Here is a 13783-nt window from a genome sequence, read left to right as displayed (position 1 = left end):
GAAACAAATTGGATCAAAGGAATCATTGTTTCTATTGGGAAATAAATTAACAGGATGAACAGAACAGTGCTACATATGAACTTAACAGAGATAAGGAGTTTTTTTATGATTGAAATCAAAAACCTAAACGTAGATTATTTCGGTAATTCTGCACTAGAAAATGTAAATATTGATATCCCCTTTGGGTATACAATCGGAATTATCGGACCAAATGGTGCGGGAAAATCTACATTCATCAAGTCATTGCTAGAGGTGATAAAGAAGAGAACAGGATCAGTTATGGTGGAGGGAAAAGATATTTCTGAGTACAAACGGAAGATCGCATATGTGCCGCAAAAGAATGACATTGATCTTTCTTTTCCAATCACGGTAAGGGATACAGTGCTGACTGGAACTTACCCTAATTTGCGAATCTTCCAGCGTCCCGGAAAAACAGAGCGGCAAAGAGTCGAGGAATGTATGGCGATGGTGGATATAAGTGATCTTGCGAATAAACAAATCAGCAATCTGTCCGGGGGACAACTCCAAAGAGTTTTTATCGCCAGGGCACTTGCACAACAAGCAAATGTATTTTTTTTAGATGAACCTTTTGTTGGCATAGATTTAGTCAGTGAGAAAATCATTGTAAAGCTGCTAAAAGAACTTCGCGAAGAAGGAAAAACCATTCTCATCGTTCATCACGATTTGCATGAGGTCGAAGAATATTTTGACAAAGTCATCATTCTCAATAAGAAATTAATTGCTTTTGGTGATGTTAAAGACACCTTTACGCCAGAGAATATCCTCAGCGCCTATGGTGCCTCCTTAGGTAATCTGGTGATCAAAGGGATGGGGGCGACAGATCATGATTGATTATTTCTCAGGGGTATTAAACATTCCGATATATGCACTTAACGCGGGATTATCTGCTATCATTCTTGGAATTGTATCAGGGGTTTTAGGAAGCTTTATTGTACTTAGAAAGATGTCATTAATGGGAGATGCGTTATCACATGCGGTGTTACCCGGGGTGGCGTTATCTTATATCTTAGGAATCAACATTCTTCTTGGAGCTTCACTATTTGGACTATTAGCAGCAGTTCTCATTCAATTTATTACAAGTCGTAGCAATATTAAAAGTGACACCTCTATCGGCATTATTCTCAGCTCATTTTTTGCGTTAGGTATCGTCCTAATTACTTTTGCCAAAAGCGGGCTTGATCTAACTCACATTCTGTTTGGTAATATTCTTGCCGTCCCACAGTCGGAGTTAATGCAATCCTTTATTATTATGATTGTTGTTATTGCCATCATTTCATTGCTGTATAAAGAACTTTTAATGAGTTCGTTTGATCCGGTTGTTTCCAAAGCCTATGGGTTAAAAACAGGGTTCTATCATTATTTATTGATGATGCTCCTATCTGTGGTTACCGTATCTTCGTTATCTCAAGTAGGAATTGTGCTTGTGATTGCAATGCTGGTTATTCCGGCTGCTACATCCTATCTCTGGACGAATAAGCTGTTCCACATGATTATCCTGGCTTCTACAATCGGCGCTGTATCCGGGATTATAGGTGTAATTGTAAGCTTTAAATTCAATTTACCTACAAGTGCCACGATTGTTCTGGTCGGCGTAAGCATGTTCGGAATTTCATTTATAATCTCACCCAAAAATAATTTTTTCAGGAAAGGGTTGAAACAAGGATGAAGACCATAAAAATACTCTCTTTGACAATGTTTATCGTACTTCTTACCGCATGCTCAAAGGTTAGTGAAGGAGAAGCAGACCATGATAAGCTGCAGATTGTTGCAACGTACTCCATTATCGCTGATATGACCGAAAACATTGTAGGGGAGAAAGCTGAAGTTTACAGTATGGTACCCATCGGAACAGATCCGCATATGTACGATCCATTACCCAAGGATACAAGTAAGGTTTCTAGCGCAGATTTAGTGTTTTATAACGGTTTGAACCTAGAAACAGGTAAGGGGTGGTTTCAAGATCTTCTAGATGTGACTAATAAAAAGGATGTTGCTTTTGCAGTCTCAGATGAAGTATCTCCAATGTACCTAACAGAAAAAGGAAAAGAAACACAGGTAGATCCTCATGCCTGGCTGGATATTCAGAATTCAATAAAATATGTAGATATCATCACAAAACGTGTAATCGAAAAAGATCCCGACAACAAAGAATTTTATCTTAATAATCAATCGGAATATGTTAAGAAACTGAATGAATTGGATCAATATGCAAAAGAAGCAGTCGAAAAAATTCCACAAGAGAAACGTATCCTTGTTACCAGCGAAGGAGCATTCAAATATTTTTCTAAAGCTTACGGATTTGAATCAGCTTTTATCTGGGAGATCAATACGGATAGTCAAGGAACGCCTGAACAAATGAAGAATATAATTAAGATCATTGATGAAAATCAAGTGCCTGCATTATTTCTGGAAACTAGCGTAAATCCAAAAACAATGGAAACTATCGCAAATGAAACAGGAGTACCGATACACTCTAAGATTTTCACCGATTCTTTAGCTAAGAAAGGCGAAGAGGGCGACACATACATTAAAATGATCAAATGGAATATTGATAAAGTTATAGAAGGTTTATCTCAATCCTAAATGCCTGCTCCAAGCCTATATTAACCGACAGAAGGTTCAGTTTACAGCTGATTCCTATGTCGGTTTTTTATTGAATAAAATCTACATTCGAGCCTCGAAATATTACGTGTACGCCTTGGGATAACCTGCTACAGGAAATATCTTCTTGTCTACTTTTCAAAAAAATCTTGGTAAGGTAGAGGCTAACACTTAATAAGAGGTGAAGAGTTGTCATGATTAAGAAACACTGTTTGTTCTGTGATGAGATTGTTTCCATTGAACCAGAAGGCGATAACGATAGATATATAGGCTGTTCTTGTTCACCAGGCGGGTTTTATAGTCTACGTAGAGACAGCTACGAACCCATTAATTCGCTCCCGCATCAAAAGAAACGCGACATGCTGCATGTAGTATCGGCTTACATACGTGAGCTGACTGATTGTGATGAAAAGATCACTATATGTGCTGATGATTTAGAGTCCATTGTAAATTCACCCAAAATACCTGTGAGCATTGAAGATAAAGGAAACCGTCTACTGCAATATTTATATAGACATTCTGAAGGCCCGGGGGAAGCGGTTGTCATTCAACCCCTCTCTAGCAGCTATAACTTGACGTATTCTCCCAATCTGCAAGAGCTGGTATACATCATAGACAAGTTGATAAGTGATCAGCTTCTGATCAGGGAAGGCATGACCTTTAAGCTTACTGAAACCGGCTGGAATGAAGCTGCGGAAAGCGCTGGAGGTAAAAAACTAAAACCTTGTCTCGTGCTCGTGTCGGATGAAGAAAATTTGTCTACAACATGGCTGGAGAAGTTATTGCCCAAAATAGAACAGTGTGGTTTCCTGCCGCGCTTATTAACACATACGAAAACTCAAAACGGCGAAAAATACGAGTTGGATCAAATCGCAGAAAGCAAACTGATTATCGCAGATTTAACGGGGCAATCCCCAGAGGTGTATTTTTCAGCGGGATATGCACTTGGTTTAAACATACCCGTATTATGGACCGTAAACAGTATTGAGGCGGATAAACTTTTTGTACAGCTTAAGGATATTCGTCCTATTGTGTGGGATTCAGCAGAAGAGCTAGCAATTATACTGCAGCAGAAGTTGAGTTAACCCGCAAATTTCTTGCCATGACTCGTCAAACGAAGCTGAAATTTAAACAGGTGTCTTCTTAAATGAGGACGCCTGTTTCGTATGTTACTGTAAGAACACTATCAAATTTTCTTAGGAAGTGATATTGTAACCGATATAAAAAAATGAGCAAATGTATGTAAATGTATGCTTCAGTTAATATTAGCTCATATTCATACTCTGGTTAAGAAAGAGGGATACAATTGTTTTCAAAACGGCAAAAAGAAATACTTTTATACTTAATTAATTCCAATCAACCTGTCACAGCTGCATGGATTGCTAAAGAACTGAATGTTAGCGATCGAACGATCCGTAATGATTTGAAAGAGTTACAAAATATATCCGCCATAGTAGGACTAAAAATAGAGTTAATTCGTGGGAAGGGCTTCGTTGTAAGAGTCTTCGATAAAGATATATTTTCCCAAAAATTAAATGAGTTAACTAATGATAAAATCAATCCTTCTACAGTAGACTTTTCTGAACAAGATAATAGGGTTCTTTATTTGTTGAGTCGGTTTTTATTAGAAAATAAGTATATCAAGTTGGCCACTATTGAAGATGAGATGTTTGTATCTAAATCGACAATCCAAAACGATCTAAAAGAAGTGCGTAAGATACTGGAAAAATACAACCTGAATTTAGTTAATCGGCCTCATTATGGCCTGTTTATAGAGGGCGATGAATTTAAGAAACGAATATGTTTGTCTAATTTTTTATACAAAAGAGAAGAAAACTCCGATCCAACTTTCGATAACTTTACTTTGTTTGACAAAGAGGTATACACGAAAATCAAAGAAATAATCATCGGCAAAGTAAATAAATACAAAATTGAGATTTCAGATATTTCCTTGGAAAACCTCGCTATTCACTTAATAATAGCTTGTAAACGTATCGAAGAGGGATTTTTAATCGAACAACCGTCGGTAAATCTTATGGAAGAGTATCCTTTTGAAAAAATTGTTGCCCATGAAATTGTTAAAGACATAGAAGAGTTCACAGATCTGCTCTTTTCCGATTCAGAGATTAATTATATTATCATCCATTTGGTTGGAACAAAATTGCTGCCGAAAGAAAATCTAACGGAGTACAGTAAGTTCGATGAAGTGGACTCCATTGTCAGCTGTATTTTAAAAAGTTTACAAACTGAGTTGAATTGGGATTTTGGCCATGACCATGAATTTATTCAAGCCCTGACCCTTCACATTAGGCCTGCGATGAATAGATTAAGATACAACATGAATTTTAGAAATCCTCTGTTAAATGATATTAAGACGAGTTTTCCAGCCGCATTCGAAGGAGCACTTATTGCGAGTAAATGTATTAACTACTATTTGGATTCAGAAGTTGGAGAACATGAAGTTGCTTACATTGCTTTGCACATTGGGGTTGCTTTAGAAAGAATGAAAAATAAAAACAAAAAAATAAAACGAGTTATTCTTGTATGTGCGTCTGGTGTTGGAAGTGCCAAATTACTTTATTACCGATTGATCAATTCATTTGAGAATCTATTGCAGATTGTAGACACAATTAGTTTTTACAAATTAGCAGAAACGGACCTCTCCTCGATTGATTTTATTATCAGTACAGTTCCGATCAATGAAGATATAGGTATTCCCGTCTATGTTGTAAATACCTTTCTAGAAGCTAAAGACCTCAAAAGAATCAAGGACGTCTTACTGTCTTCAGAACAGGTCGCAGAAACTCATTCTTACCTTGACGCATCTAGAGTATTCGTGAAAAAAGAATTTACCACAAAGGAGAGTGTGATTCATTTTTTAAGCAATGAGCTAACAAAACAAGGACTTGTACCAGAGCATTATGAATCCTTAGTAGTTGAAAGAGAGTCCTATGCACCCACTAGTTTTGGAAATCTTGTCGCTGTTCCACATCCTTCACTTCCTGTTACCTCGGAAACCTTTTGGACAATCTGTACGTTAAAACGTCCTATTCGTTGGAATGATAAGCAAATGGTGCAATTAATTTGTTTATTAAACATTAAAGAAGGAAACAATGTCGACCTAGATAAAATGTATAAAAAGCTAGGATCATTGATAGAGGATAAAGAGATTGTTGTGCAGATCCTTGCTAAGGACTCTGTGGAAGAAATTATACAATTACTAAACTAGAGTGAGTGAGAAATTAGGTACTGCCTTACTATTTGCAATGTAACCGTTTCCTGTTGATTTGGAAAAAGGTTAGCTTAAAAAGAAAGCGATTTAAGTTTACACTAAAGGTGTTCAATAAATGATAATTTTAGGGGGAAGTCAATATGAATACAATTATGTTAGTGTGTTCAGCAGGAATGAGTACAAGCCTTTTAGTAACAAAAATGCAGAAGGTTGTTGAAGAAAAAGGGTTGGATGTCGATGTTTTTGCTAAATCAGCATCTGAAATTGATATTACTTTGCAAGAGAAAAAGGTTGATGTCTTATTGTTAGGACCTCAGGTGAAATATATGAAAAAGCAATTAGAAACAAGATTAGCAGATAAAAACATTCCTATAGAAGCTATTGATATGTTGAATTACGGAATGATGAACGGTGAAAAAGTACTTGAACAAGCCTTGCAATTAATTGAAAGTAAATAGAGATAAGAGAGGAGTAGAGAGAAATGGTAGATGAAGTGAAAGAGGAATACTATACTGTGGCTTTTAACATTATCAGTAATGTAGGCGCAGCTAAAAGCTTAGTAATGGAGGCGCTTTACGCAGCCAAAGAGGGAGAATTTAAAGAGGCACAAGAAAAATTAGAAGAATCAAAGCAATTTTTTAGAGAAGGTCATAAAATGCATAAATCATTAATCAAAAGAGAAGCAAATGGCGAACAGCTTCAATTCTCACTGATCCTTATGCATGCTGAAGACCAACTAATGAGTGTAGAGACCATTTCTTTACTTGTTACGGAAATCATTGAACTTTATAAGCTTTCAAAATAGGATCAAAAAGAAGTGGCATCGCAATAAGAAAATACTTCTTCGGGAGCGTGCAAGAAACTATGGATAAAATAACGAAATTTTTAGAAGATAAGGTAATGCCAGTTGCAGGTAAAATCTCTGGTCAGCGGCATTTACAAGCGCTTCGCGATGCAATGGTTTTAACTATCCCGTTTATTATTATCGGTTCCATTTTTTTAATCTTAGCAAACCTGCCAATTCCAGCCTATTTAGATTTCTTGGTCGCCCATCCAAATATCAAAACAGCTTTACTATATCCGTACAATGGTACATTTAACCTTGTCGCATTAGTTGCAACATTTGCCGTGGGATATAGACTCGCAGAGAGCTATAAAGTGGATCCGCTTTCTTCAGGGGCTGTGGCATTATGTTCATATTTTGTAGTCACACCATCAACTTCTTTCACAGTAGATGATGTTGTCACAAAAGCAATGAACGTGAATTATTTTTCGAGTCAAGGTTTATTTGTAGGATTATTAACCGCAATCTTCGCAACAGAAATATATCGCAGAATCGTACAAAAAAATATAGTTATTAAAATGCCGGATGGTGTGCCGCCAACAGTTGCTAAATCCTTTACAGCGATTATTCCTGGTTTCTTTGTTATCGTGAGTGTCTGGGGAGTTCGCCTACTTGTTGAGAACTTTACTGGTTTTGATAACGTGCATACCATTGTTGCCAAGCTTCTTCAACAACCATTAACCACTGTTGGAACAAGCTTAGCGGGAACAATTGTTGTGTTCTTGTTAATCAACTTATTATGGGCAATCGGATTACATGGTTCCACCATTGTAGGTTCTGTCATGTTGCCTATCTGGTTGCAATTGACCTCAGAAAATGCTGCAGCCTACGCAGCGGGTTCACCCGTCCATAATATTGTTACAGCAGAATTCAGATATCTTATCTTTATCGGTGGATCTGGTGCAACTCTAGGACTAACGATTGCTATGTTATTCTTTGCGAAGAGCAAACAGCTGAAACAAATGGGTCGATTGACGATTGGACCAGGACTATTTAATATCAATGAGCCGTTAATCTTTGGGATGCCTATCGTATTAAACCCAATGATGTTAATCCCATTTCTTATAACACCGATTGTTACTGTTTTGATAACCTATCTCTCCATGGATTTTGGATTAGTAGCGTTGCCAATAGGTGTACTGCCTCCGGGAACAATGCCATTAATTATCGGCGGATATTTGATGACAGGTAGTATCTCGGGAATGATCTTACAAATTGTACTGTTTGCAGTAGCGTTTATTATTTACTATCCGTTCTTTAGAATAATGGATAATCAAAAATATAAAGAAGAACAAGATGCCCTTATCCAACAGGTTTAATCCATAGCATATGTTTTATTTAACAACAAGGAGGGTTTACACATGTTTGAATTGAAAACGACATTTCCAGAAAACTTTTTATGGGGAGGAGCAGCAGCTGCCAATCAACTAGAAGGAGCAAGTAATGTTGGCGGTAAAGGGCTTTCTCTAGCAGATGTATATATTTTTGACGAAAACACCCCTAAAAAAAACTGGTCTGACCAGTGGCACCTCATGACTCATAAACAAATAGAAGAAGCACAAGATCCCGCAAGTGAAAAGTATTATCCCAAAAGACATGGGGTGGATTTTTATCACCACTATAAAGAAGATATTGCTTTATTGGCCGAAATGGGTTTTAAAGCCTTCCGTATGTCCATTGCTTGGACTCGTATTTTTCCAAATGGGGATGAATTAATCCCTAATGAAGAAGGTCTTGCATTTTATGATCGTGTGTTTGATGAATTGAACAAATATGGAATTGAGCCTATTGTTACTTTATCCCATTATGAAATGCCACTTCATCTAACAACTAAGTATGGAGGTTGGGTGAACCGGAAAGTTATAGATTTCTTTGTTCGCTATGCAACCACTGTAGCTGAAAGATACAAGCATAAAGTGAAATATTGGATGACTTTTAATGAAATTAACTGTGTAGTACACCACCAATATGTAAGTCTAGGGGTTATCGAAGAAAATCATCCGAATATTGAACAAGCAATGTTTCAAGGAGCGCATCATCAATTTGTCGCAAGTGCACTTGCAACCAAAGCCTGTAAAGAAAGTAATCCTCAAGCAATGGTTGGATGTATGGTTAGTTATCAACTTCTTGTTCCTTATAGCTGTGATCCTGACGACGTTCAAGCCACAGTTGATAAACAACGTACCTCTTTATTCTTTACTGATGTACAAGCGAGAGGTTACTATCCGGCTTATACCGCTCGAATGTTTGCAGAAAAAAATATAGTTCTGAAAACAGAGCCCGAGGATGAACAAATCATGAAAGACTATCCAGTGGATTATGTATCGTTTAGCTACTATATGTCTGGTGCAGTCAGTGCACATCCAGAAAAGATAGAAGGCGCAGAAGGGAATTTGCTTACAGGCGGAGTGAAAAATCCTTATTTACCATCGAGTGATTGGGGTTGGCAGATTGATCCTAAGGGTTTACGAACTGCAATAAACCAATTGTATGACCTCTATCAAAAGCCGGTACTTGTTGCAGAGAATGGCCTAGGTGCCTTAGACGTATTACAAGAAGGCGATGTTATAGAGGATGATTACCGAATTGATTATTTAAAAGAACATATTAAGCAAATAAAAGAAGCCATTGCAGATGGTGTAGATGTAATGGGCTACACAAGCTGGGGTTGCATAGATATGGTGAGTGCAGGAACAAATCAAATGTCCAAACGTTATGGTTACATTTATGTGGACCAAGATGATATGGGCAGAGGTACAAAACGTCGTATAAAGAAAAAATCATTTTATTGGTACAAAAATGTTATCGCTACTAATGGAGAACAATTAGATTAATTATTAAATCGTAAAACGAAATGATTTATCTGGAGGCATTATCAAAAGCAGTCCTAAGCTGGACTTGCTTTTGGTAATGCTTTTTTTACTGAATTGTTGACGTGTGACCATTTGGTGTCTTATAATCAATTAGACACCAAATGGTGTCCTATTAGGTAATAATGATGGATACTAGGTGACATTACAGGAAATATTACGGAAAAGGTGGGGGTGGTTGTGAGCGACAATAGTCAAGTGAGGGATGTTTATGACGCTGTTGCGGATCCAACAAGACGAAAACTTCTTCAAATTCTGGCTGATGTTGATGAATTACCTCTGTATGAGATAACGATTCATTTTGAAATGGGTCGTACAGCCGTTTCGAAGCATTTAAATATACTTAAAGATGCTGGTCTCGTAATTGCTCGGAAGGTTGGCAGAGAGACGAGGTATCGGTTGAATGCCAATCCTTTGAAAGAAATTCAAGATTGGGTATCTTTTTATGAAGGATTCTGGAAACAAAGAATTGATAAATTAAAACTTATATTGGAGGAATAACTATGAAACCAGATGTATCATTAGATTTTCAATTTACAAGTTCGATCGAGAAGGTATGGAATGCTTTAACGGATTCGGATACGCTTGCGAAATGGATCTGGAGTAATGATTTTAAACCCGTCGTTGGTCATAAATTTCAATTCCGTGCTGAGCCAAATGAATGGTGGGATGGAATTGTAGATAGCGAAGTACTCGTCGTGGATGAGCCGCATACGTTATCTTATACTTGGAATAGTGCGGGAGAAAGTACTACTGTTACTTGGACTGTGAGTCAAGATTCAGAGGGGAAGGTTAACCTCCATCTAGATCAATCAGGATTTAGTGAAGAGACGAAAGCCCGCCAAGGAGCTATCGAAGGTGCTAAATATGCTTGGACAAATATGGGTGGTCAGCTCGAAAAGGCATTAGCAGAATTGTAATTTCAAGAATAGGGCGCTTTTCTGGAACAAGGAAAGTGCCCTTTTTAATGGAATAAATCATGGCAATACTAGATGAAGAGAATGGAGATGAGATGAGCTTACTATGAAAATAAATCAATTAATTGCGAACAATATTAACAGATTAGAAACGGTACTGCCAGTTGATGAGTCGTTAGGAATTGCTGGTTTGTCTGGCTCCGGTAAAACAACTTTTTGTCAAACGATTGGGGAAGAATCAAAAAAACGTCTCGTTTCCTTACTGCCAAAAGCTGAATACCAGTATTTATTCCCCAATATTATGGAGACTAATTTCAGTGCGATCAAAATGGAAGCAATGCCACTTGTTCTTTTTCTTGGTAGATCATCCATATCTTCAAATCCTCGGTCAACCATTGGCACACATACAGGTGTGTTTACTGAAATCCGTGTCACTCTTGCTGAACAATATAATCTCTCTCCAGAGGTTTTTTCATTTAATAATGAGTTGGGTTGGTGTCCTGATTGTAAGGGTCGTGGAACTACAAAAAATGTCGAGTGTAAAAAGTGTCAGGGGAAACGCTATAATCAAGCAGCTGAACAATATAAAATTGAATTATTGGATCAAGCAAAGAGTATTTCTGATCTAAACGACTTAAGTATAGAGACCATTTTATCACAGGCAGATATTCTAAAAATAAGTGAAGGTAAACAACAAATTCTGAAAAATATAATCAATATGAATATTGGTTATTTAACATTAAATCGTATTATGGGTACATTATCAGGCGGAGAATTAACACGACTTTACCTGGCAGAATTCATGGCAACAAGTGAAAATACCGTGATTATCATTGATGAAATCTCCGTGGGTCTCGATCACCAAACGCTATTGAAGATTTTAGCGGAGATTAAACAATTGGGATATAAAAATCAAATTTGGCTCATTGACCATTCTGACACGGTGCTGGACACAGCGGATAAACACTTGTTCTTTGGACCTGGCAGTGGCAAATACGGCGGGAAAATAGTTGAGGAATCACCACGTCCTGAGCCCATCAATAGAGAACTAAATCAGGCAGCACCTGCAGAATATTATCAATTTCATGATCTTTATTGTCGTAATATTCAAATGGCCGAGATTCAGATTCCCCAGAATAGACTGGTAACTTTTACAGGTGAGTCCGGGTGTGGTAAATCTACACTGGTTAATGAGTGTATGGTCAAAGATTTTCTAAAGCGTTATTCCAAAGATAAGCTGGTGATCGTAGGGCAAGATCGAAATCAGTCGATTACCAGTCGCTCGACCGTTGCCACTTTTCTTGATATTAAAAGGAAACTCACAAAGTACAGTGAGGATATTGATGATATTTTTGAGCGCTCGATTGAAGATATTATTGTTGAACTGCCAAATGAGGACATTGCTCATAAAAGACTAAGCTTATTGATCAAGCTTGGACTTGGTTATTTGACGTTGGAGCGAAAAACACAGTCCTTATCCACGGGTGAATTTCAATGTGTCCATTTAGTTTCTGAGCTGTTTGCGGGCTCAAGAAATCCACATACACTTTTTATTTTTGACGAGCCTTCCAAAGGTTTATCACAAAATATTTTAAATCAATTCATTGACAGCATTAGGGACATTCTGCAGGATGAATCTGTCTCCATAATCATGATTGAACATAATTCCTATATGTTAGAGAACTCTGATTTTATCGTTGATTTTGGCAAAAGACAGCTTGCACCTGTGGAGCATCTTGATGTTCTCAGTCATGATGATTATTATCGTCAACAAAATCCTGCTGATAGTGTGGCACCTGCGCACATTTCTTCAACACTCCAGCTACAAAATGGAATTGACTATTTAAAAGAAGGTCAGATCCCCTATTTTAAAAATGCAGAGAACATCTATAAAGGTGGCATCTTAAAAAGCTTATCCTCCATGGCCCGCCTGATTTATGGTGAATATGAATCGGATACGATTGCGCCTGTCATCGCCATTGATCTGGAACGACACTTGTATAGTCAGTTTACTTTCCTTTATGAAATGGGTGGCTTGATCAACCATATTGTGGCAGCGCATCCCACTAATAAAGATACAAAAAGCTTTGATTTCTATCAATCAGACAATCATTGTCCAAGCTGTAAGGGCCGCCGTGTGATTGAAGAATTTGACTTTGATATTGTTCTTCAGGACAAGAACGTACCCTTTTGGGACGGTTCATTACATCCAGATGCGATGGAGATTCTGAAATTCTATCAATTACCAAAAATAAAATTCATCTTTGATGAGTTAAAGAATGAGCTCGGACAGGATATTAGCAAAAGTTATAATGAGATGACAGAAGCTGAAAAACACACCTTTTTATACGGGTATTGGGAAAAGTCCTTCTATGATAAAGCAGCTAAAGCCTCGAGAACTTGGGATGGCTTTAATACCATTATCGGGAACTATATGGTTATCTCGAAATCGATTATTAAAGAGCATATTAAAGCATCCAAAAAAATGATTACCTGTCCAATTTGTCAAGGAACGGTATTAAATCATCATAAAAAGCTTAAATACGGCGACACTGATATTCGTGAGATTATCGGGATGCCCCTTGATCAAGTTATTAGCACTGTTGGCGAATTACAGGTACTAGAAAAAATGAAAGCCATCGTGGGCGGCGATATGGTTTTGACAGAAGAGGTCTCTCTATTACCTAGGGAAACACAAGTCGCTCTAAAAATGCTTGAACTAGAGTTAGGAAGTTTTGCGCAATATGAAATGGTGTTACAAAATGCCATGCCATTCTGGGACAGCATTAGCGGCAGTATCGAAACCATCAGCAGGAAAAACCGGATTACGATCTGTGATTTTGCCAATATCCACGAAACAAGAGAAAATATCATAGATAAGTATTTCACTAATGGAAAATATAAAGAGCTGACTTATGTCTATGAAGCGTTTGGTTACAAAAAAATCGTCACCTTAATTAATAAGGTTAAAGCAAGCCATCCCTGTCCATTCTGTAAAGGGAAAAAAGTTATTTCGGAAGATGGACTTCATGATGGCGTATATAAATTAACGATTCCCTGTGTGAGTTGTTATGCCAGTGGAATCAATGATGAAGGGCGTAAGGAAGTCGTTGAAGGTATAGATGTTCAAACTTGGCTAACGGGTAAAGTAAGTGACGTTATTTCTGAAAGCTTAAATATTGAAGCTGTTGCTGATATTCCAATTTTCAATCGTATTCGTGAGTTGAATAAACAAGAGATGATGGCAGTTTACCAATTTCTTGAGCAATAAAGTTTAGTTTTCTCAAAAAGACGATAT

At 37.4% G+C, this 13783-nt stretch carries 12 protein-coding genes; all 12 read left to right on the top strand.

Going from position 1 to position 13783, the window contains the following annotated elements; translation table 11 throughout:
• The first annotated feature begins 105 nt into the window (after positions 1-105).
• Positions 106-852 carry a metal ABC transporter ATP-binding protein gene (locus tag MHH63_RS13220; protein WP_341171643.1) on the top strand — a complete coding sequence of 249 codons (747 nt, stop codon included), beginning with the start codon at positions 106-108 and terminating at the stop codon, positions 850-852.
• The gene (locus MHH63_RS13215) at positions 845-1687 is read left to right on the top strand and encodes a metal ABC transporter permease (RefSeq protein WP_036677866.1); all 843 of its coding nucleotides are present in this window, start codon (positions 845-847) and stop codon (positions 1685-1687) included. Before MHH63_RS13220 ends, MHH63_RS13215 begins: the two co-directional genes overlap by 8 nt.
• Positions 1684-2604 (top strand): metal ABC transporter substrate-binding protein, encoded by a 921-nt coding sequence (locus tag MHH63_RS13210; protein WP_038571008.1) that lies wholly within the window; start codon positions 1684-1686, stop codon positions 2602-2604. The genes MHH63_RS13215 and MHH63_RS13210 overlap by 4 nt, the downstream gene beginning before the upstream one ends.
• A gap of 212 nt (positions 2605-2816) precedes the next feature.
• Complete coding sequence (locus tag MHH63_RS13205; protein WP_339174258.1) at positions 2817-3707, top strand: hypothetical protein; 891 nt, start codon at positions 2817-2819, stop codon at positions 3705-3707.
• Between the two features lie 221 nt (positions 3708-3928).
• Positions 3929-5851, top strand: coding sequence for a BglG family transcription antiterminator (locus MHH63_RS13200; protein ID WP_339174261.1), 1923 nt, complete (start codon positions 3929-3931; stop codon positions 5849-5851).
• Between the two features lie 143 nt (positions 5852-5994).
• Positions 5995-6312 carry a PTS sugar transporter subunit IIB gene (locus MHH63_RS13195; RefSeq protein ID WP_036677859.1) on the top strand — a complete coding sequence of 106 codons (318 nt, stop codon included), beginning with the start codon at positions 5995-5997 and terminating at the stop codon, positions 6310-6312.
• Positions 6313-6335: 23 nt separating this feature from the next.
• Positions 6336-6659 (top strand): PTS lactose/cellobiose transporter subunit IIA, encoded by a 324-nt coding sequence (locus tag MHH63_RS13190; RefSeq protein ID WP_051490993.1) that lies wholly within the window; start codon positions 6336-6338, stop codon positions 6657-6659.
• A gap of 59 nt (positions 6660-6718) precedes the next feature.
• On the top strand, positions 6719-8017 hold the full coding sequence (celB, locus tag MHH63_RS13185; protein ID WP_038571015.1) for a PTS cellobiose transporter subunit IIC: 1299 nt from the start codon (positions 6719-6721) through the stop codon (positions 8015-8017).
• A 42-nt stretch (positions 8018-8059) separates the two neighbouring features.
• Positions 8060-9532 (top strand): glycoside hydrolase family 1 protein, encoded by a 1473-nt coding sequence (locus tag MHH63_RS13180; RefSeq protein ID WP_076278465.1) that lies wholly within the window; start codon positions 8060-8062, stop codon positions 9530-9532.
• A 216-nt stretch (positions 9533-9748) separates the two neighbouring features.
• Positions 9749-10069 carry an ArsR/SmtB family transcription factor gene (locus tag MHH63_RS13175; RefSeq protein WP_038571021.1) on the top strand — a complete coding sequence of 107 codons (321 nt, stop codon included), beginning with the start codon at positions 9749-9751 and terminating at the stop codon, positions 10067-10069.
• Between the two features lie 2 nt (positions 10070-10071).
• Positions 10072-10488, top strand: a complete 417-nt coding sequence (locus tag MHH63_RS13170) for an SRPBCC family protein (RefSeq protein WP_076184590.1) — start codon at positions 10072-10074, stop codon at positions 10486-10488.
• A gap of 103 nt (positions 10489-10591) precedes the next feature.
• On the top strand, positions 10592-13756 hold the full coding sequence (locus MHH63_RS13165; protein WP_341171642.1) for an ATP-binding cassette domain-containing protein: 3165 nt from the start codon (positions 10592-10594) through the stop codon (positions 13754-13756).
• Positions 13757-13783 lie beyond the last annotated feature (27 nt).

This window comes from Paenibacillus sp. FSL H3-0310, assembly GCF_038002785.1.
GTDB lineage: Bacteria > Bacillota > Bacilli > Paenibacillales > Paenibacillaceae > Paenibacillus_AQ > Paenibacillus_AQ odorifer.
Note: the sequence above shows the minus strand (reverse complement) of the source record. Positions and strands in the feature narration are given on the sequence as shown.

What these genes read in the sequence shown, in the direction of transcription:
- MHH63_RS13220 (WP_341171643.1), top strand. Translation starts at nt 106, where the DNA reads ATGATTGAAATCAAAAACCTAAACGTAGATTATTTCGGTAATTCTGCA.
- MHH63_RS13205 (WP_339174258.1), top strand. Translation starts at nt 2,817, where the DNA reads ATGATTAAGAAACACTGTTTGTTCTGTGATGAGATTGTTTCCATTGAA.
- MHH63_RS13170 (WP_076184590.1), top strand. Translation starts at nt 10,072, where the DNA reads ATGAAACCAGATGTATCATTAGATTTTCAATTTACAAGTTCGATCGAG.
- MHH63_RS13165 (WP_341171642.1), top strand. Translation starts at nt 10,592, where the DNA reads ATGAAAATAAATCAATTAATTGCGAACAATATTAACAGATTAGAAACG.
- MHH63_RS13190 (WP_051490993.1), top strand. Translation starts at nt 6,336, where the DNA reads ATGGTAGATGAAGTGAAAGAGGAATACTATACTGTGGCTTTTAACATT.
- MHH63_RS13210 (WP_038571008.1), top strand. Translation starts at nt 1,684, where the DNA reads ATGAAGACCATAAAAATACTCTCTTTGACAATGTTTATCGTACTTCTT.
- MHH63_RS13195 (WP_036677859.1), top strand. Translation starts at nt 5,995, where the DNA reads ATGAATACAATTATGTTAGTGTGTTCAGCAGGAATGAGTACAAGCCTT.
- celB (WP_038571015.1), top strand. Translation starts at nt 6,719, where the DNA reads ATGGATAAAATAACGAAATTTTTAGAAGATAAGGTAATGCCAGTTGCA.
- MHH63_RS13180 (WP_076278465.1), top strand. Translation starts at nt 8,060, where the DNA reads ATGTTTGAATTGAAAACGACATTTCCAGAAAACTTTTTATGGGGAGGA.
- MHH63_RS13215 (WP_036677866.1), top strand. Translation starts at nt 845, where the DNA reads ATGATTGATTATTTCTCAGGGGTATTAAACATTCCGATATATGCACTT.